Origin of the sequence: Streptococcus mitis (genome assembly GCF_965111725.1) — a bacterium.
In the GTDB taxonomy this organism is placed as follows: Bacteria; Bacillota; Bacilli; order Lactobacillales; family Streptococcaceae; genus Streptococcus; species Streptococcus mitis_DV.
Window position 1 is genome coordinate 423,245 of record NZ_OZ217341.1, and the last position, 18,464, is coordinate 441,708.

At 39.7% G+C, this 18,464-nt stretch carries 19 protein-coding genes, 1 tRNA gene and 1 pseudogene; 17 read left to right on the forward strand and 4 right to left on the reverse strand.

The genetic code is table 11. The features are described from left to right. Positions 1-3 precede the first annotated feature (3 nt). Genes trpD through trpA form a run of 5 tightly spaced genes read left to right on the forward strand, consistent with a single transcriptional unit; the run spans position 4 to position 4,328 of the window. Positions 4-1,008: an anthranilate phosphoribosyltransferase gene (gene trpD, locus ACLV7Q_RS02220; protein WP_084950194.1), complete on the forward strand. Its 1,005-nt coding sequence runs from the start codon at positions 4-6 to the stop codon at positions 1,006-1,008. Continuing rightward, complete coding sequence (trpC, locus tag ACLV7Q_RS02225; RefSeq protein WP_218757381.1) at positions 1,005-1,772, forward strand: indole-3-glycerol phosphate synthase TrpC; 768 nt, start codon at positions 1,005-1,007, stop codon at positions 1,770-1,772. The genes trpD and trpC overlap by 4 nt, the downstream gene beginning before the upstream one ends. Continuing rightward, complete coding sequence (locus ACLV7Q_RS02230; protein WP_218757382.1) at positions 1,759-2,358, forward strand: phosphoribosylanthranilate isomerase; 600 nt, start codon at positions 1,759-1,761, stop codon at positions 2,356-2,358. The genes trpC and ACLV7Q_RS02230 overlap by 14 nt, the downstream gene beginning before the upstream one ends. Beyond that, positions 2,336-3,559, forward strand: coding sequence for a tryptophan synthase subunit beta (gene trpB / locus ACLV7Q_RS02235; protein WP_218757383.1), 1,224 nt, complete (start codon positions 2,336-2,338; stop codon positions 3,557-3,559). Before ACLV7Q_RS02230 ends, trpB begins: the two co-directional genes overlap by 23 nt. Next, a complete protein-coding gene (trpA, locus tag ACLV7Q_RS02240) occupies positions 3,552-4,328 on the forward strand; it encodes a tryptophan synthase subunit alpha (RefSeq protein ID WP_218757384.1) in 777 nt (258 codons plus the stop codon). Before trpB ends, trpA begins: the two co-directional genes overlap by 8 nt. Here the strand turns inward: trpA and ACLV7Q_RS02245 are convergent. Further along, positions 4,300-4,401: pseudogene (locus ACLV7Q_RS02245) on the reverse strand (prepilin peptidase); the annotation flags it as partial. The gene trpA and the pseudogene ACLV7Q_RS02245 sit on opposite strands and share 29 nt — an antisense overlap. 228 nt (positions 4,402-4,629) lie before the next feature. Between ACLV7Q_RS02245 and ACLV7Q_RS02250 the strand changes: the two are divergent. After that, positions 4,630-5,361, forward strand: coding sequence for a hypothetical protein (locus ACLV7Q_RS02250; protein ID WP_218757385.1), 732 nt, complete (start codon positions 4,630-4,632; stop codon positions 5,359-5,361). Between the two features lie 14 nt (positions 5,362-5,375). After that, entirely contained in the window at positions 5,376-6,527 is a 1,152-nt protein-coding gene (locus tag ACLV7Q_RS02255; protein WP_218757386.1) for an ImmA/IrrE family metallo-endopeptidase, read from the forward strand. A gap of 51 nt (positions 6,528-6,578) precedes the next feature. Here ACLV7Q_RS02255 and ACLV7Q_RS02260 read toward each other — a convergent pair whose 3' ends face one another. Next, positions 6,579-7,238 (reverse strand): prepilin peptidase, encoded by a 660-nt coding sequence (locus ACLV7Q_RS02260; protein WP_218757387.1) that lies wholly within the window; start codon positions 7,236-7,238, stop codon positions 6,579-6,581. 69 nt (positions 7,239-7,307) lie between these two features. Here ACLV7Q_RS02260 and ACLV7Q_RS02265 point away from each other — a divergent pair, with 69 nt between their 5' ends. The 6 genes from ACLV7Q_RS02265 (at position 7,308) to ACLV7Q_RS02290 (ending at position 13,891) form a co-directional block, all read left to right on the forward strand. Further along, positions 7,308-7,763: a GNAT family N-acetyltransferase gene (locus ACLV7Q_RS02265; RefSeq protein WP_218757388.1), complete on the forward strand. Its 456-nt coding sequence runs from the start codon at positions 7,308-7,310 to the stop codon at positions 7,761-7,763. A gap of 181 nt (positions 7,764-7,944) precedes the next feature. Next, positions 7,945-8,946: a LacI family DNA-binding transcriptional regulator gene (locus tag ACLV7Q_RS02270; protein ID WP_218757389.1), complete on the forward strand. Its 1,002-nt coding sequence runs from the start codon at positions 7,945-7,947 to the stop codon at positions 8,944-8,946. Between the two features lie 152 nt (positions 8,947-9,098). Continuing rightward, the gene (locus ACLV7Q_RS02275) at positions 9,099-10,016 is read left to right on the forward strand and encodes an ABC transporter permease (protein ID WP_001084979.1); all 918 of its coding nucleotides are present in this window, start codon (positions 9,099-9,101) and stop codon (positions 10,014-10,016) included. A 10-nt stretch (positions 10,017-10,026) separates the two neighbouring features. Continuing rightward, entirely contained in the window at positions 10,027-10,917 is an 891-nt protein-coding gene (locus tag ACLV7Q_RS02280) for a carbohydrate ABC transporter permease (protein ID WP_050306002.1), read from the forward strand. A 28-nt stretch (positions 10,918-10,945) separates the two neighbouring features. Further along, a complete protein-coding gene (locus tag ACLV7Q_RS02285; RefSeq protein WP_173219598.1) occupies positions 10,946-12,562 on the forward strand; it encodes an ABC transporter substrate-binding protein in 1,617 nt (538 codons plus the stop codon). 9 nt (positions 12,563-12,571) lie between these two features. Continuing rightward, positions 12,572-13,891 carry a glycoside hydrolase family 32 protein gene (locus ACLV7Q_RS02290; RefSeq protein WP_218757390.1) on the forward strand — a complete coding sequence of 440 codons (1,320 nt, stop codon included), beginning with the start codon at positions 12,572-12,574 and terminating at the stop codon, positions 13,889-13,891. A gap of 313 nt (positions 13,892-14,204) precedes the next feature. On the opposite strand, the gene ACLV7Q_RS02295 is transcribed toward ACLV7Q_RS02290, so the two are convergent. Together ACLV7Q_RS02295 and ACLV7Q_RS02300 are read right to left on the reverse strand one after the other, a co-directional pair. Continuing rightward, positions 14,205-14,277, reverse strand: a tRNA-Lys gene (locus tag ACLV7Q_RS02295). 264 nt (positions 14,278-14,541) lie between these two features. After that, positions 14,542-15,813: a replication-associated recombination protein A gene (locus ACLV7Q_RS02300; protein ID WP_218757391.1), complete on the reverse strand. Its 1,272-nt coding sequence runs from the start codon at positions 15,811-15,813 to the stop codon at positions 14,542-14,544. Between the two features lie 115 nt (positions 15,814-15,928). Here ACLV7Q_RS02300 and ACLV7Q_RS02305 point away from each other — a divergent pair, with 115 nt between their 5' ends. From ACLV7Q_RS02305 to ACLV7Q_RS02320, 4 genes are read left to right on the forward strand one after another with little or no spacing between them, the layout of a single operon-like run. Next, positions 15,929-16,399: a DUF3013 family protein gene (locus ACLV7Q_RS02305; RefSeq protein ID WP_077804782.1), complete on the forward strand. Its 471-nt coding sequence runs from the start codon at positions 15,929-15,931 to the stop codon at positions 16,397-16,399. Positions 16,400-16,417: 18 nt separating this feature from the next. Next, on the forward strand, positions 16,418-17,485 hold the full coding sequence (locus ACLV7Q_RS02310; RefSeq protein WP_218757392.1) for a M50 family metallopeptidase: 1,068 nt from the start codon (positions 16,418-16,420) through the stop codon (positions 17,483-17,485). Between the two features lies 1 nt (position 17,486). Then, on the forward strand, positions 17,487-17,918 hold the full coding sequence (locus ACLV7Q_RS02315; RefSeq protein ID WP_218757393.1) for an NUDIX hydrolase: 432 nt from the start codon (positions 17,487-17,489) through the stop codon (positions 17,916-17,918). Further along, positions 17,911-18,384 (forward strand): GNAT family N-acetyltransferase, encoded by a 474-nt coding sequence (locus ACLV7Q_RS02320; RefSeq protein WP_218757394.1) that lies wholly within the window; start codon positions 17,911-17,913, stop codon positions 18,382-18,384. Before ACLV7Q_RS02315 ends, ACLV7Q_RS02320 begins: the two co-directional genes overlap by 8 nt. The last annotated feature ends 80 nt before the right edge of the window (positions 18,385-18,464 follow it).

The window sequence follows — 18,464 nt, forward strand, 5'->3', positions numbered from 1 at the left end:
AGGATGAAAGAGATTATTGAAAAACTAGCAAAATTTGAAAATTTATCAGGTGTGGAAATGACGGATGTCATTGAGCGTATCGTAACTGGGCGTGTAACGGAGGCGCAAATTGCTTCTCTCCTCTTAGCTCTTAAGATGAAGGGGGAAACACCTGAAGAACGCACAGCCATTGCCCAAGTCATGAGAGGACATGCCCAACATATTCCAACTGAGATTCATGATGCTATGGACAACTGTGGTACAGGTGGGGACAAGTCTTTCAGCTTTAATATCTCCACAACTGCAGCCTTTGTCTTGGCTGGTGGTGGTGTTCACATGGCCAAGCATGGTAACCGCTCGATTTCTTCTAAATCTGGTTCTGCAGATGTCCTCGAAGCATTGGGCATCAATCTTGACCTCAAACCAGCTGAACTAGGTAAGGTTTTTGATAAAACTGGAATCGTCTTTCTCTTTGCTAAAAATATGCACCCAGCTATGAAATACATCATGCCAGCTCGTTTGGAATTGGGAATTCCAACGATTATGAACTTGACTGGTCCACTGATTCATCCAATGGCCTTGGAAACACAGCTTCTTGGAATTAGTCGTCCAGAACTGCTAGAAAGTACAGCTCAGGTTTTGAAAAATATGGGTCGCAAACGTGCCATCGTGGTTGCTGGGCCAGAAGGATTGGATGAAGCTGGTTTGAATGGAACAACCAATATTGCTCTTCTTGAAAATGGCGAAATCACCTTGTCAAGCTTTACTCCAGAAGATCTGGGGATGGAGCGCTACGCTATCGAAGATATTCGTGGAGGCAATGCTCAGGAAAATGCAGAAATTTTGCTCAGCGTTCTTAAAAATGAACCAAGTCCATTCTTGGAAACGACAGTTTTAAATGCTGGTCTTGGTTTCTATGCTAATGGTAAGGTTGATAGCATCAAGGAAGGAGTTGCTTTAGCTCGTCAAGTCATTGCTAGTGGCAAGGCTCTTGAAAAACTCAGACTGTTACAGGAGTACCAAAAATGAGTCAGGAATTTTTAGCACGAATCTTAGAGCAGAAGGCGCGTGAGGTTGAGCAGATGAAGTTGGAGGAAATCCAGCCCCTGCGCCAGACATATCGCTTGGCTGACTATCTAAAACAACACCAAGACCGTTTACAGGTAATTGCTGAAGTCAAGAAAGCTAGCCCTAGTCTGGGAGATATCAATCTAGATGTAGATATTGTGCAACAGGCCCAGACTTATGAAGCGAACGGAGCAGTGATGATTTCTGTTCTGACAGATGAAGTTTTCTTTAAAGGTCATTTGGATTATCTACGGGAGATTTCCAGTCAGGTACAGATTCCGATGCTTAACAAGGACTTTATTATCGATAAAAAGCAAATCATCCGAGCCCGCAATGCAGGTGCAACAGTTATCTTGCTCATCGTGGCAGCCTTGTCCGAAGAACGCCTCAAGGAACTGTATGACTATGCGACAGATCTTGGTCTGGAAGTCTTGGTGGAAACGCATAATCTTGCTGAACTAGAGGTGGCTCATAGACTTGGTGCTGAGATTATCGGAGTCAATAACCGCAACTTGACCACCTTTGAAGTTGACTTGCAGACCAGTGTAGATTTGGCTAAACATTTCAAAGATGATTGCTTGTACATTTCTGAATCTGCTATTTTCACAGGGCAGGATGCGGAACGACTAGCACCATACTTTAACGGAATTTTAGTAGGGACAGCTCTCATGCAGGCAGAAGATGTGGCCCAGAGAATCAAGGAGTTGCAGATTGACAAAGGTTAAAATTTGCGGACTATCGACCAAAGAAGCGGTAGAAACAGCCGTGTCATCAGGAGCAGACTATATCGGTTTTGTCTTCGCACCTAGTAAAAGACAGGTGACTTTGGAAGAAGCTGCTGAGCTGGCAAAGCTTATTCCTGCAGATGTCAAAAAGGTTGGCGTATTTGTTTCACCAAGTCGGGCAGAACTGCTAGAAGTCATTGACAAAGTTGGCTTGGACTTGGTTCAAGTTCACGGTCAGGTGGCAGATGATTTATTTGAGAATTTGCCTTGTGCCAGTATTCAGGCTGTGCAGGTGGATGGAGAGGGTCATGTACCCAATTCTCAGGCAGACTATCTACTCTTTGATGCCCCTGTGGCTGGGAGTGGCCAGACCTTTGACTGGGCTCAACTGGATACGATTGGACTAACTCAGCCTTTCTTTATCGCAGGTGGGCTTAATGAAGACAATGTAGTAAAAGCAATTCAACACTTTACTCCCTATGCAGTAGATGTATCAAGCGGAGTGGAGACAGATGGACAAAAAGATCATGAAAAGATTAGAAGATTTATAGAGAGGGTAAAGAATGGCATATCAAGAACCAAATAAAGATGGATTTTACGGAAAATTCGGCGGACGTTTTGTCCCAGAAACATTGATGACAGCAGTTTTGGAGTTGGAGAAGGCCTACCGTGAAAGTCAGGCAGACCCAAGTTTCCAAGAGGAATTGAACCAACTCTTGCGCCAGTATGTGGGACGTGAAACTCCTCTTTACTACGCAAAAAACTTGACCAAGCATATTGGCGGAGCCAAGATTTATCTCAAACGGGAAGACCTCAACCATACAGGGGCCCACAAGATTAACAATGCCTTGGGACAAGTTCTTCTGGCTAAACGCATGGGTAAAAAGAAAATTATCGCTGAAACAGGTGCTGGTCAGCACGGTGTGGCAACTGCAACAGCTGCAGCCCTCTTTAACATGGAATGTACTATCTACATGGGTGAGGAAGATGTCAAACGCCAAGCCCTCAATGTCTTCCGTATGGAGCTTTTGGGAGCTAAGGTTGAAGCAGTAACAGATGGTTCGCGCGTGCTCAAGGATGCGGTCAATGCAGCCCTTCGTTCATGGGTAGCTAATATCGATGATACCCACTATATTCTTGGTTCTGCCTTGGGGCCACATCCATTCCCAGAAATCGTTCGTGACTTCCAAAGTGTCATCGGTAGAGAAGCTAAACAACAGTACCGTGACTTGACAGGTCAAGATTTGCCAGATGCCCTAGTAGCTTGTGTTGGTGGTGGTTCTAACGCTATCGGTCTCTTCCATCCATTTGTAGAAGATGAGTCAGTAGCTATGTATGGGGCTGAAGCAGCAGGACTTGGTGTGGATACAGAGCATCACGCAGCTACATTGACCAAGGGTCGTCCGGGTGTCCTTCACGGTTCTCTCATGGATGTGCTCCAAGATGCCCATGGTCAAATTCTTGAAGCCTTCTCTATCTCAGCAGGTTTGGACTATCCTGGTATTGGTCCAGAACATTCTCACTACCACGATATTAAACGTGCCAGCTATGTTCCTGTGACAGACGAAGAAGCCTTGGAAGGATTCCAACTCTTGTCTCGTGTGGAAGGGATTATCCCAGCCTTGGAATCTAGCCATGCTATCGCTTTTGCAGTGAAATTGGCCAAAGAACTTGGACAAGACAAATCCATGATTGTCTGCCTATCGGGTCGTGGGGACAAGGATGTAGTTCAAGTCAAAGACCGCTTGGAAGCAGATGCAGCAAAGAAGGGAGAAGCTCATGCCTAAGACACTAACAGAAAAATTGAACGCTATTAAAGCAACTGGAAAAGGAATTTTCGTTCCTTATATCATGGCTGGTGACCACGAAAAAGGTTTGGATGGACTCGGAGAAACAATCCACTTTTTAGAAGATTTAGGTGTTTCGGCCATTGAAGTGGGCATTCCCTTTTCAGACCCTGTTGCAGATGGACCTGTTATCGAAGAAGCAGGCTTGCGCAGTTTAGCCCACGGAACCTCTAACCAGGCTTTGGTTGAAACCTTGAAAACCATTGAAACAGAGGTTCCGCTGGTCATCATGACCTACTTTAACCCCCTCTTTCAGTACGGTGTGGAGAATTTTGTCAAAGATTTGGCAGATACAGCGGTTAAGGGCTTGATTATTCCAGACCTGCCTCATGAGCATGCCAATTTTGTAGAGCCATTTTTGGCAGATACAGACATTGCTTTGATTCCTCTAGTTAGTTTGACGACAGGAATTGAGCGCCAGAAAGAGTTGATCAAGGGGGCAGAAGGCTTTGTCTATGCAGTTGCCATCAATGGGGTGACAGGGAAATCTGGCAATTACCGTGCAGACTTGGACAAGCACTTGGCACAATTGCATCAAGTAGCAGACATTCCAGTCTTGACAGGATTTGGCGTATCTAGTCAAGCCGATGTGGAACGTTTCAATGCGGTGTCAGATGGCGTTATCGTCGGTTCGAAAATTGTAAAAGCTCTCCACGAGGGAGAGCCGATTGAGGACTTTATCAAACAAGCAGTAGCTTACCAAAAATAATCACACAAGTAGCAAGTAAGAGGAAAGGCACGAAAGGAAGTCTTTCCTTTTTCTTTTGCAGGAGAAAGGCTAGTTTTATAATGAATTGAATCTGGAATAGTACATTATGATTCCTAAAATATTTTAAGAAAGTGATTTGAATTTCCCAATAAATTTGTTCAGTTTTTAATTGATTTTACTATAGAAGATATAATTTTTTAAATTACTCTGATATGCAACTTTAAGAAAAAGCTAATTATTGTAGTAATTTCTTTAAGAAAATGATATAATTCATTAAAAAGAATTTGAAGGAGGAAGAATTATGTTGAATCAGGATCTCTTTGATTCGCTTGAGGCACAAAAAATTGTAGATACTTTGATGAAAGGGCAAAAAGATTATGTAGATGAACGTCTAGAAAAAAGAGAGACCATGATAGTGTCGAATGGTTATGCATGGACGCGACCTAATCATATTGATACTGCATTTGCATCAGCAGATTTGTTTGAGTATAAATTAAAATTAGCAGGACAGACTTGGGGATATTTAGAATTTGAAACAAATACAGAAAAATATGGGAAAGTATTGTTAATTATAAAGGGTAAGAAGCGACTTACGAACCAATTTCCTTTGGTACAAAAAAATAAGAGTGGCTACTTATTTGAATATGCTCAGATTAATACACTTTATCTTAATCAACATTCTTCCTATAAAAATGATGAAGATAGTCATTCTTTTCCAATTCAGATGGAGTTAGTTTCTGATGAAATGATTCAAGAAATTGAACAAGCTACTAAAAATTCGAATATCGAAAAATTTATGATTTTAACTTATGAGGCGGACTCAGAAAACAATATTATATCTGTAGATGTTGTTATGCCTGATGCACGAACTGGTCAGTTACACTTGATTCAAGATTTGTCTGAGTATATTCAATCAAGTTCGTACCATTTCGAAGAAGCTAAATATCAAAATATTCCTAATTTTTCAGAATTATCGGAAACAGAAGATTTTGAAATTATTCCAAGAATAGAAAAACAAGAAGGTCAAAAGTAGTAAGGAGTATGTAAATGTTTAATGGTCGGGTATTGAAAGAATTACGGCTGTTAAATGGTTTAAGTAGAGCAGAATTAGCTCAGAGAATTGATTTAACGGAACAAGCCATTTGGCAGTTTGAGTCCAACGAAACGAAACCTAAATTATCAACCAAAATGCATTTGGCCAACCAATTTCATGTTGATTTAACTTATTTTGAACAAGAAGAAGAAAGTATTCGATTTGATTCTTCTGTAATTGCCTTTAGAAATGCAGACCTAGCAACACGGAAAACAATAGATATTCAAACTATGTATTTACATAAGGTAGATAGTTTGATTGATTATTTTGAAAGTTTTGTAATTATACCTAATATTACAATTCATGACCTAAGTAATGTAGTGAGTGAATCTTATCATAAGGGAGAATCCATTGAGGAATTGGCTCTTTATGCCAGGGAAAAATTAGGTATTTCAAAAGCTAATCATGATTTGCTTTATAAATTAGAACGTTCAGGCATCTATATCGTGGAACGATTAATTAATGGCCAAGCTGATGCTTATAGCGCATGGTCAAAATTGGGAAGACCTTATATTGTGTTGGGAACGAATAAATCATCTGTACGTCGAAATTTTGACTTAGCTCATGAGCTAGGACATATTCTTTTACACAAATATAAAGATATGAATGAAGATGGCGATCGTTTGGAGCAAGAAGCAAATTATTTTGCATCATGTTTTTTATTGCCAAAAGAAGAGTTTTTAGTCAAATTTGAAGAGAGGGTTGGCAAGCGTGTCAGCAATCCTGATAGTTATATTTTATTGAAGTCGGATTTGAATGTTTCGATACAGGCTTTAGAGTATCGAGCTTTTAAGTTAGGATTATTGACTCCAAAGCAACATTCTTACTTTTATCGTCAAATTGCGCAAAAAGGTTACAAAATGATAGAACCTCTGGATGATCAAATTTTTGTTAAAAAACCAAGCAAAGTAAAGAGTATTCTGGACGTCGTTTTGAGTAATCATCTAGTCAGTCTAGCGACTATAGTGTCTAAACAAAGTATTCGTTTACAGTTTATAAGCGAAATATTTTCAGTCGAAATGAAATTTTTTGATCAGTATCAAGAAGATAAAAGAACGGATCGATTTGATAACATCATTCCTTTGTATAAAAGAAATAATTTATAATTTAACTGTGAAATAATTTCATGAAGGACATATGGCAGAAATTGGACTTTATCAAACAAGCAGTAGCTTACCAAAAATAATCACACAAGCAGCAAGTAAGAGGAAAGGCACAAAAGGAAGTCTTTCCTTTTTCTTTTGCAGGAGAAAGGCTAGGATGCCCGTCTCAGAAGCAAACTGAATCAAGATGAGTAACTCGGTTGCGCTAAAGACGAGAGCACAAGAAGCTAAAAAGAGAAAATCCCCTGCGCCCATGCGGATATCGATAAAATGAGCCAACATTCCAAGGACAAGGAAGAAGACCATGACTAGATTCCAGCCAGAACAGGCCATGAGGATTAGGTGGAAAGTCATCCAGACCAGTAAGGGATATTCCTGATGGCGAAAGTCGTAGATGCCCAAGGTCAAACCAGCGGTGATTAGGACGACTTGCCCCAAGGAAAGAAAGCCCCAAGACCAAGATAGAAAGAGGAGCCCTAAGCCTAGTTCAAAAAGGGCATACCAGACAGGATAAGGAGCCTTGCAGTAGCGACAGCGAAAGAGATGAAAGACCTGCGAGAAAATAGGAATCAAATCTAAGGGACGCAAGGGAGTCTGACAGGAATCGCAGTGACTAGCAGGTTGGATAATGGATTGCTCAGGAAAACGGTCAATGAGCAAACCAAGAAAGGAAGCGAGAATGCTCCCGACAAGAAAAAAATAAAAATCAATCATACTTATCTATTCGTAAAAAATGGGAGAAGTAGTATAATGGAGAAACATAGATAAGATGGTGAGGCAAAGATGATAATTCGTTTTGAAGAAAAGGTGAGTACAGAAAACGCTCAGCTCGTATGTCAATGGTCCAACTCTCTTGGCAAATCCTTTCAAGAACAATGGATGGGCACAATGATTCCTTTTCCCTTGACAATTCAAGTTTTGCAAGATTTGGAAGGAATCTTTTCAATCTTTGAAGGACAAGAGTTTGTGGGGCTTATCCAGAAAATCAGGCTAGAAGACAAGAATCTTCATATTGGAAGATTTTTTATCAATCCCCAGAAACAGGGGCAAGTCTTAGGTAGCCAGGCTTTAAGGAAATTTGTTAGTTTGGTCTTTGACAGTGGAGACATAGATAGTATTTCCCTAAATGTCTTCGAGGCAAATCAAGCAGCCAAGCACCTCTATCAAAAAGAAGGATTTGAAATCGTTCAAATGATTGAAGCACCTGAACGAAAATACATCATGAAAAAGAGGAGATAGAAAGCAAAAAAAGTCTTTTCCTGTTTTATGTAGATGTTTACATATGAAAATTGAAGTATTTTCAAAAGCTAATTGGAGTGATTTTATTCATGATGGGAAAAAGGGTCTGGACAAAAATGATTGAGAAATAGTTGCTAAAAAAGCGTTTGCATGATACTATATATTGAAAGGAGGTGATAAGATGGTAGAACAAAGAAAATCAATTACCATGAAAGATGTTGCTTTAGAAGCAGGAGTTAGTGTTGGAACAGTTTCACGTGTGATTAATAAAGAAAAAGGTATTAAAGAAGTAACTTTGAAAAAAGTGGAACAAGCGATTAAAACTTTGAATTACATTCCAGATTACTATGCTAGAGGAATGAAAAAAAATCGAACAGAAACGATTGCAATCATTGTACCAAGTATCTGGCATCCTTTTTTTTCAGAATTTGCTATGCATGTGGAAAATGAAGTCTATAAGAGGAATAATAAATTACTCTTATGTTCCATAAATGGTACAAATCGAGAGCAAGACTACCTGGAGATGTTGCGTCATAATAAAGTTGATGGAGTGGTTGCTATTACCTATAGTCCAATTGAACATTACCTGTCGTCAGGAATTCCCTTTGTCAGTATTGACCGTACATACTCAGATATTGCCATTCCTTGTGTTTCATCAGATAATGATGCAGGTGGAAGAGAAGCAGCTAAACAATTAATTAGTAAAGGATGTCAGCATTTAGCCTTTGTGGGCGGACATAATACAACCATTAATGAAACCAAACGTCGTAGAATTTCCTTTGAAAAGTATGTCCAAGAGCATAAAATACCTCTTAGTATTTTTGATTTGGATGAGACAGTTACTGACTATCATGGGAAGCTAGAGAGTTTCTTGGAAGAAAATTCTTCTATAGATGGAATTTTTACAATTAACGACTTTACAGCTTTAGATGTTATTGATATACTAGAAAAAAATGGCAAACATATTCCTCATGATGTCCAAATTATTGGATATGATGGAATTAAAATGGCTGGAGATAGAGATTATCTACTTTCAACAATTGAGCAACCCCTGGAGGAAATGGCTAGAGAAGCTGTACGAATCCTATTTGATATCATAGAAGGAAAGACTGTTAATTTGCAGACAATCCTACCAGTAAAATTTGTTGAAGGAAAAACAACAAAAAGTGAAAATAAGTCTTGACAGAAAGCGCTATCAATGATAGAATGAATTCAGATAAAAAAGATTTATTTTTTTAGAACAAAAATGAAACGTTTCAAAAAAGAAATAAATAGACAGCGCCAAGCGCTATCTTTTCTAGGAAAAAATGAAACGTTTCAAAAAAGGAGGTTGCTATGAATAGCAAAGCGAAGCAAGTTTCTCTTTGGGAAAGAATCAAGAAACAAAAACTCTTGTTATTGATGACTGTCCCTGGTTTAGTTTTAACCTTTATCTTTAAATACATCCCTATGTATGGGGTTTTAATCGCATTTAAAGATTATAATCCCTTAAAAGGAATTTTAGGGAGTGATTGGATTGGTTTTTCTGAGTTTACAAAATTCATATCCTCTCCTAACTTTGGTATCTTGTTAGCCAATACTTTAAAATTAAGTATCTATGGTTTATTGCTTGGCTTTTTACCACCAATCATTCTTGCTATTATGCTCAATCAACTCTTGAGTGAAAAAGTTAAAAAACGAATTCAGCTCATTTTATACGCACCAAACTTTATCTCAGTCGTTGTTATCGTTGGTATGATTTTCCTTTTCTTTTCAGTGGGAGGACCAATTAACAATTTTCTCTCTATGTTTGGAATGAAGGCTGACTTCTTGACAAATCCAGACTTCTTTAGACCTTTATACATCTTTAGTGGTATCTGGCAAGGAATGGGGTGGGCTTCAACGCTCTACACGGCAACGTTGGTAAATGTAGATCCAGCCTTAGTAGAAGCAGCACGACTGGATGGAGCCAATATCTTCCAACGAATCTGGCACATTGATATTCCAGCTCTTAAGCCTATTATGGTTATCCAATTTGTTTTAGCTGCAGGTGGAATCATGAATGTCGGATATGAAAAAGCATTCCTGATGCAGACATCGTTGAACTTGCCAACTTCTGAAATTATCTCTACATATGTCTATAAAGTTGGTCTTGTATCAGGTGACTATTCTTACTCAACAGCGGTTGGTTTGTTTAATGCAGTGATTAACGTAGTATTGCTAGTCGCGGTTAACCAAATCGTTAAACGCATGAATAATGGTGAAGGAATTTAAGGAGGGAAGTATGAAAAATTCGATTATGGATACAAAATTTGATAGACGTATCTTACTCTTAAATAAAATCATTATTGTCTTTATCGTTTTGATGACTTTGCTTCCTTTACTTTATATCGTCGTAGCATCCTTTATGGATCCTAAGGTTCTGGTTAGTAGAGGAATTAGCTTTAATCCAGCCGATTGGACGGTAGAAGGTTACCAGCGTGTATTCAGTGACCAATCTATTCTAAGAGGTTTTATCAATTCTCTACTATACTCTTTTGGCTTTGCGGCTTTAACAGTCTTGCTATCTGTGTTTACAGCTTATCCTCTTTCTAAGAAAGACTTGGTAGGGCGCCGTTGGATTAACTACTTCTTGATTGTGACCATGTTCTTTGGTGGTGGTTTAGTCCCAACTTACTTGCTGGTAAAAGATTTGGGAATGCTCAATACTCCATGGGCTATCATCGTTCCCGGTGCTGTCAATGTTTGGAATATTATTCTTGCTAGGGCCTATTTCCAAGGATTGCCTGAAGAATTGGTAGAAGCAGCCGTCATTGATGGTGCAAATGATTTACAGATTTTCTTCAAAATCATGCTTCCTCTTGCAAAACCAATTATGTTTGTTCTCTTCCTCTATGCTTTTGTCGGCCAGTGGAACTCATACTTTGATGCAATGATTTATATCAAGGATCCAAATTTGGAACCATTGCAACTTGTACTTCGTAAAATTCTCATTCAGAGCCAACCAGGTCAAGACATGATTGGAGCACAAGCGGCTATGAATGAAATGAAACGTTTAGCTGAATTGATTAAATACGCAACTATTGTCATTTCCAGCTTGCCATTGATTGTTATGTATCCATTCTTCCAAAAATACTTTGATAAAGGAATTATGGCTGGTTCACTTAAAGGATAAAAAAAGAAAAAATAAAAGGAGTTTTCTCATGAAATTCAAAACATTCTCAAAATCAGCAGTTTTGTTGACAGCTAGTTTAGCAGTACTTGCAGCCTGTGGCTCAAAAAATACAGCTTCAAGTCCAGATTATAAGTTGGAAGGTGTAACATTCCCGCTTCAAGAAAAGAAAACATTGAAGTTTATGACAGCCAGTTCACCGTTAGCACCCAAAGACCCAAATGAAAAATTGATTTTGCAACGTTTGGAGAAGGAAACTGGTGTTCATATTGACTGGACCAACTACCAATCCGACTTTGCAGAAAAACGTAACTTGGATATTTCTAGTGGTGATCTACCAGATGCTATCCACAACGACGGAGCTTCAGATGTGGACTTGATGAACTGGGCTAAAAAAGGTGTTATTATTCCAGTTGAAGATTTGATTGATAAATACATGCCAAATCTTAAGAAAATTTTGGATGAGAAACCAGAATACAAGGCATTGATGACAGCACCTGATGGGCACATTTACTCATTCCCATGGATTGAAGAGCTTGGAGCTGGTAAAGAGTCAATCCACAGTGTCAACGATATGGCTTGGATTAACAAAGATTGGCTTAAGAAACTTGGTCTTGAAATGCCAAAAACTACTGATGATTTGATTAAAGTCCTAGAAGCTTTCAAAAACGGGGATCCAAATGGAAATGGAGAGGCTGATGAAATTCCATTTACATTTATTAGTGGTAACGGAAACGAAGATTTTAAATTCCTATTTGCTGCATTTGGTATAGGGGATAACGATGATCATTTAGTAGTTGGAAATGATGGCAAAGTTGACTTCACAGCAGATAATGATAACTATAAAGAAGGTGTCAAATTTATCCGTCAATTACAAGAAAAAGGCTTGATTGATAAAGAAGCTTTCGAACATGATTGGAATAGTTACATTGCTAAAGGTCATGATCAGAAATTTGGTGTTTACTTTACATGGGATAAGAGTAATGTTACTGGAAGTAATGAAAGTTATGATGTTTTACCAGTACTTGCTGGACCAAGTGGTCAAAAACACGTAGCTCGTACAAACGGTATGGGATTTGCACGTGACAAGATGGTTATTACCAGTGTAAACAAAAACCTAGAATTGACAGCTAAATGGATTGATGCACAATACGCTCCACTCCAATCTGTGCAAAATAACTGGGGAACTTACGGAGATGACAAGCAACAAAATATCTTTGAATTTGACCAAGCAACTAACAGCCTCAAACACTTACCACTAAACGGAACTGCACCAGCAGAACTTCGTCAAAAGACTGAAGTAGGAGGACCACTAGCTATCCTAGATTCATACTATGGTAAAGTGACAACTATGCCAGATGATGCCAAATGGCGTTTGGATCTTATCAAAGAATATTATGTTCCTTACATGAGCAATGACAATAACTATCCAAGAGTCTTTATGACACAGGAAGATCTGGATAAGATTGCCCACATCGAGGCAGATATGAATGACTATATCTACCGCAAGCGCGCTGAATGGATTGTAAATGGCAATATTGATGCTGAGTGGGATGATTACAAGAAAGAACTTGAAAAATACGGACTTTCAGATTACCTCGCTATTAAACAAAAATACTACGACCAATACCAAGCAAACAAAAACTAGAGGTTGATTATGGGAGATAAGAAATACACAGTAGAAAAAGCAAATCGTTTTATAGCAGAAAATAAATATCTCGTAAATACTCAATATAAGCCTGAAGAACATTTTTCAGCTGAGATTGGTTGGATCAATGATCCGAATGGATTTGTCTATTTTCGTGGAGAATACCATCTCTTTTATCAATTCTATCCATATGATAGTGTTTGGGGGCCTATGCACTGGGGACATGCTAAAAGTAAGGACTTGGTGACTTGGGAGCACTTGCCAGTGGCACTTGCTCCTGACCAAGACTACGACCGCAATGGTTGCTTCTCAGGATCAGCTATCGTCAAAGACGATCGCCTCTGGCTCATGTATACTGGTCACATCGAAGAAGAAACCGGTGTTCGTCAAGTGCAGAATATGGCATTTTCAGACGACGGGATTCACTTTGAAAAGATTGAACAAAATCCAGTTGCAACTGGAGCAGATTTGCCAGATGAGTTAATTGCTGCTGATTTCCGTGATCCAAAACTCTTTGAAAAAGATGGACGCTATTACTCCGTAGTAGCTGCCAAACACAAGGATAATGTGGGCTGTATCGTTCTACTAGGGTCCGATAACCTAGTAGAATGGCAGTTCGAATCCATTTTTTTAAAAGGGGTAGAACACCAAGGCTTTATGTGGGAATGCCCAGATTACTTTGAGTTAGATGGGAAGGGTTGCCTTATTATGTCACCCATGCGTTATCAGCGTGAGGGAGACTCATATCATAACATCAACTCATCGGTTTTGTTCACGGGTAAGGTAGATTGGGGAGAAAAACGTTTTATCCCAGAATCAGTTCAAGAAATTGATCATGGGCAAGACTTCTATGCGCCTCAAACATTGTTGGACGATCAAAATCGTCGTATCCTGATTGCTTGGATGCAGACATGGGGGCGTACCCTTCCAACCCATGACCGAGAACATAAATGGGCATGTGCCATGACTTTACCTAGAATTCTAAGATTGGAAGATGGCAAACTAAGACAATTCCCTGTTAAAAAAGGCCAATATCAAATCCAAATAGATAAAGATTGTCATTACCACTTAGGAAATGATACAGATTATCTTGAATTTGGTTATGACAGTAATGCGCAGCAAGTTTACATTGATCGTAGCCATCTTGTTCAAAAAATTCTAGGTGAAGAAGAACAGGACACTAGTCGACGGTATGTAGATATTGAAGCCAAAGAATTGGATGTTATTTTAGATAAAAATTCCATCGAGATTTTTGTCAATCAAGGTGAAGCAAGCTTGACGGCAACCTATTACTTAACAGTGCCAGCGGAGCTATCACGAATCGATTAAAAATTAATACTCTTCGAAAATCAAATTCAAACCACGTCAGCGTCGCCTTACCGTACTCAAGTACAGCTTGCGGCTAGCTTCCTAGTTTGCTCTTTGATTTTCATTGAGTATAAGTTATTTCTCCTAAAGAAAAAGTTCTCTTTCTAGCAAAATGGAAAGAGAACTTTTTGTGTTTTGGGTATATAAGCTTAGTTTATGGTATTTGTAAAATTGGTGTTGGATTATGATTTAAGCTAGTTTTCTAAAGAATTTGAAAAAAATTTTATTTAAGCAAAAAAACCTTGGTTCCAAGGCTTTTCCTGTTGTATTTAGATGCCCCCTACAGGGATCGAACCTGTGACCCACGGATTAAGAGTCCGCTGCTCTGCCAGCTGAGCTAAGGAGGCAAAGAAAAAAGCTGTATTGGTGCCGAAACTTCACGGTTTGTATTGAACCCGCGCAATTAAGCAGGTGGGCAACTCGCTCTAACTGAAGCTGTTTCCGTGTGAGACGGCCTACATGCTGTTAGAAGACTTTTGTTTCCCTAATAATACAAAAAATAGTCGGTCAACACTTAAGTGTGAAGTCGTACACCACAGCGTTTCTATGTTTATATGATACCACTTTTTCAAAAAAAATCAAGAGGAAAGTGCAATTTTTTGAAAAGGATTTCAGATTTTTCGCAAACGGTCGATAGCTTCCTTTCTTTGAGCCAAAGCCCGTTCATATTTACCAGTATCTTCTGCTTGGAAATAGTGATGATTGCGAATTTTTTCTGGCAGATAGTCTTGCTTGACCCAATTTCCAGGATAGTTGTGTGGATAGAGATAGTCTTGGGCATTCCCCAGTTCCTTGCTTCCACTGTAGTGCCCATCACGCAGGTGTCGCGGAATAGGCAAGTGCCCTGATGTTTTGAGGTCAGCAAGTGCCTTGTCCATAGCCACATAGGCTGAGTTGGATTTTGGAGAAAGGGCCAAATCAATCACGACATTGGCAATGAGAATGCGGGCTTCTGGGAAACCAATCCTTTGTGCAGCATCCAGAGCAGTCATGGTGTGAATCTGGGCTTCAGGATTGGCCAAACCGATATCTTCATAGGCGATAACAGTCAAGCGACGCGCGAGACTTGGCAAATCACCAGCCTCAATCAAGCGGGCAGCATAGTGAAGACTGGCATCAACATCTGAGCCACGGATAGACTTTTGCAGGGCTGAGAGAACATCATAGTGCCCATCCCCATCCTTATCCATGGTAATATAGCTCCGCTGCAGGCTATTTTCCATGATGTCTAGAGTGATATGGCGGATGCCCTCGTCATTCTCAGGGGTAGAAAGAACAGCCAAGTCCAGCGAGTTGAAGGCAGAACGAAGGTCTCCGTTTGTAGAGGTTGCGATGAAATCTAGCGCATCCTCATCTAGTTCTACTGGAAAATCAAAACCACGCTCAGGGTTACTTAGAGCTATCTGCAGGGCCTCTTTGACGTCTTGGTTAGACAGAGGTTCCAACTCAAAAATTTGAACACGACTGCGAATGGCAGGAGTGACAGAAAAGAAAGGATTTTCAGTCGTAGCCCCAATCATGATGACCAGTCCACTTTCCAAGAGAGGCAAGAGGAAGTCTTGCTTGGTCTTATCAAGACGATGAATCTCGTCCAGTAACAGGACTAATCCTCCAGAGAATTTCGCCTCTTCCGCAATTTCTTGTAGCCGTTTTTTACTATCAACTGTCGCATTGAAAGTTCGAAAGGCATACTTGGTCGTCCCTGCGATGGCAGAGGCAATACTGGTCTTGCCGATTCCCGGAGGGCCATAGAGAATCATGGAAGACAGGCGGTTGGCTTCCACCATGCGACGAATGATTTTTCCAGGCCCGATCAGATGTTCCTGACCGATGACCTGGTCGATGGTTTTAGGGCGCATGCGAAGCGCGAGATTGTCTGGCATAGCAGTCCTTTCTAACGTGGATTTTCTGATGTATATGTGGTAAGATGGTAGTATCTATTTTAGCATATTTCCGAGCAATCGGGGCGATTTAAGAGTCGCATAGAAAGAGGACAAAATGGCAACATACGGATTTTTAGATGTTTTAGAGGAAGAGTTGGAGAAGAATTTTCCCTTTGACTTTGAGATTAGTTGGGACAAACGCAACCACGCGGTAGAAGTGAGTTTTCTATTGGAAGCGCAAAATGCTGCAGGTGTGGAGATGGTAGATGAAGACGGAGAGGTTTCATCAGACGACATTCTTTTTGAGGAGGCAGTGCTTTTTTACAATCCTGCCAAGTCAACAGTCAATGAGGAAGACTATTTGACGGTCATTCCTTACCTACCCAAAAAAGGTTTTTCTCGTGAATTTTTAGCTTATTTTGCGCTATTCCTTAAAGATACTGCCGAGGTTGGGCTAGATGCCCTCATGGACTTTTTGGAAGACCCAGAAGCAGAGGAATTTGTCATGGAATGGAACCAAGAAGTCTTTGAAGAAGGAAAAGAAGGCTTGGAAGAGGGAGAATTTTATCCTTATCCAAGATACTAGGGGTTGGTTGGAGACTTTATGAAAAAAATTGGGACTTATTTGGTTTATGTGCTAGCTTTTGTCCTTATTATGCTAGCTTTTGCTTGTGGAACCATCGCATTTGCAGAGTTGGGCTATTCTGCATTATTAGTTTTTAGTTTTGGTTATGCTTTTGCTTTTCTAAGCATGTATGTAATCTTTATTCTTCATGAGCTTGGTCATGCATTTTGTGGTTATCTGACAGGCTATCGGCTGGTGGCTTTTGGGTTAGGACATTTTATTTTGACCAAAAAGTCAGGCAGGTTTCATCTTAGTAGAACAGCCATTCTGAAAAATGTTGGTGCTCAATACATTGGTTTAAAAGAGGATGAAAGCGATCAAAGAATCATCCTGATGCTTTCAGGAGGCTTGATGGTTCATCTTTGCTTGATAGTATTGGCGATAGTGTTTGGATTTTTGACAAGAAGCTGGTATTTTGCAGGGACTTGGATTTTTCTTAATTTGTCTTTCTTCCTAAATAACATTTTGCCAGTCGGCATCACCGATGGCGCAAAAATTTGGGAATTACTACAACACCCTGAAAATACGAAATACGCCTACCTGATGTTGAGGCATTCTGCCCAGACCTTGCTAGCTCCTCAAGAATATGATTTAAAAGACTTTATCATGCCTGTTGATGAGGAGGTGAGAGGGAGTTTTGCAGAAAGTGTTCAGACTCTTCAGGGGTTGGTATTCATATTGGATGATAATATAGAGCTTGCAAAGCAACAGTTTCAGTCTGTGTTAGAGAAAACAGACAATCCAATGTCTAAAACTATTTCTCAATTATACCTTCTTCAAGTTGCTCTGATGGAAGGAGATAATAAGAAAGCGGAAGAATATGCAAGTATTCGAGGGGTCAAATCCTTTTTATCTATAAAAACAGCAGATATGCAGGTCATTCAAGCTTGGTATCAATTTAAGGTAAAGAAAGATGTAGTTCAAACCCACAAGGCTATGAAGATTGCTAGACAGAAAATGAATAGTAGCCGGATGTTACGGGATGAGAAAATCTATTATCAAAACTGGTTAGCCGAACTGGAAAAGGAATTAACTGAAGGAGTCTAATATGGAAATAGAGATTTCTGATTTCACAGGCTGTAAGATTGCTTTGTTTTGTGGGGATAAGCTTCTGACTATCTTACGCGATGATAAGGCAAGCATTCCCTGGCCTAATATATGGGAACTACCCGGTGGTGGACGAGAGGGGGATGAAAGTCCTTTTGAGTGCGTGGCGCGTGAAGTTTATGAAGAACTGGGAATTCATCTGACTGAGGATTGTCTGCTTTGGAGTAAGATTTATCCAAGTATGCTTTTTGCGGATAAACAATCTGTATTTCTAGTCGGCAAGTTAACGCAAGAACAGTTTGACCAGATTGTATTTGGAGATGAAGGACAGGGCTATCAGTTAATGAATGTCGAGGAATTTCTTACTTCCAGTCAAGTTGTACCTCAGTTGCAGGGTAGATTGAGGGATTATATGGAGAGTAACTATGATTAGGCTAGAAAGAGTAGGAGCAGAGGATTTGGAGACCATCATTGCGATTCAAAGAGCTAGCTTTAAGGCTGTCTATGAAAAATATCAAGATGAGTATGATCCTTATCTCGAGGATCGTGAACGAATCAAGTGGAAATTGGTTGAGCGTCCCAATAGCTATTACTACTTTTTGAAAGAAAAGGGAGAAAATATCGGATTTTTACGAGTTCAGACCAATGAAGAGTTGACGGAGGCTTGGCTGGGAACGGCAGCGATTTTGCCCCAGTATCAAGGAAAAGGTTATGGTTCTGAAGGATTGAAATTGCTGGAAAAGGAATTTCCAACCGTTAGACAGTGGGATTTGTGTACGGTATTACAGGATGAAGGTATGGTTGCTTTCTATGAGAAGAACGGCTACCATCAAACCCATATTGAACCTGAAAAAGAAGGTATGGATATGGTTTACATGAAAAAATGCATAGAGAAATAGAAAGGATAGTTCAGTTACATTTCTAAACTGAACCCGCCCTAAACACTGTGCTAAAAAGATAAACTTCTCTTAGACACAAG

Bases quoted from the DNA above. Each gene is read 5' to 3' on its own strand.
- trpD (WP_084950194.1), top strand. From the start codon at position 4: ATGAAAGAGATTATTGAAAAACTAGCAAAATTTGAAAATTTATCAGGT.
- trpC (WP_218757381.1), top strand. From the start codon at position 1,005: ATGAGTCAGGAATTTTTAGCACGAATCTTAGAGCAGAAGGCGCGTGAG.
- trpB (WP_218757383.1), top strand. From the start codon at position 2,336: ATGGCATATCAAGAACCAAATAAAGATGGATTTTACGGAAAATTCGGC.
- trpA (WP_218757384.1), top strand. From the start codon at position 3,552: ATGCCTAAGACACTAACAGAAAAATTGAACGCTATTAAAGCAACTGGA.
- ACLV7Q_RS02250 (WP_218757385.1), top strand. From the start codon at position 4,630: ATGTTGAATCAGGATCTCTTTGATTCGCTTGAGGCACAAAAAATTGTA.
- ACLV7Q_RS02255 (WP_218757386.1), top strand. From the start codon at position 5,376: ATGTTTAATGGTCGGGTATTGAAAGAATTACGGCTGTTAAATGGTTTA.
- ACLV7Q_RS02260 (WP_218757387.1), bottom strand. From the start codon at position 7,238: ATGATTGATTTTTATTTTTTTCTTGTCGGGAGCATTCTCGCTTCCTTT.
- ACLV7Q_RS02265 (WP_218757388.1), top strand. From the start codon at position 7,308: ATGATAATTCGTTTTGAAGAAAAGGTGAGTACAGAAAACGCTCAGCTC.
- ACLV7Q_RS02270 (WP_218757389.1), top strand. From the start codon at position 7,945: ATGGTAGAACAAAGAAAATCAATTACCATGAAAGATGTTGCTTTAGAA.
- ACLV7Q_RS02275 (WP_001084979.1), top strand. From the start codon at position 9,099: ATGAATAGCAAAGCGAAGCAAGTTTCTCTTTGGGAAAGAATCAAGAAA.
- ACLV7Q_RS02280 (WP_050306002.1), top strand. From the start codon at position 10,027: ATGAAAAATTCGATTATGGATACAAAATTTGATAGACGTATCTTACTC.
- ACLV7Q_RS02285 (WP_173219598.1), top strand. From the start codon at position 10,946: ATGAAATTCAAAACATTCTCAAAATCAGCAGTTTTGTTGACAGCTAGT.
- ACLV7Q_RS02290 (WP_218757390.1), top strand. From the start codon at position 12,572: ATGGGAGATAAGAAATACACAGTAGAAAAAGCAAATCGTTTTATAGCA.
- ACLV7Q_RS02300 (WP_218757391.1), bottom strand. From the start codon at position 15,813: ATGCCAGACAATCTCGCGCTTCGCATGCGCCCTAAAACCATCGACCAG.
- ACLV7Q_RS02305 (WP_077804782.1), top strand. From the start codon at position 15,929: ATGGCAACATACGGATTTTTAGATGTTTTAGAGGAAGAGTTGGAGAAG.
- ACLV7Q_RS02310 (WP_218757392.1), top strand. From the start codon at position 16,418: ATGAAAAAAATTGGGACTTATTTGGTTTATGTGCTAGCTTTTGTCCTT.
- ACLV7Q_RS02315 (WP_218757393.1), top strand. From the start codon at position 17,487: ATGGAAATAGAGATTTCTGATTTCACAGGCTGTAAGATTGCTTTGTTT.
- ACLV7Q_RS02320 (WP_218757394.1), top strand. From the start codon at position 17,911: ATGATTAGGCTAGAAAGAGTAGGAGCAGAGGATTTGGAGACCATCATT.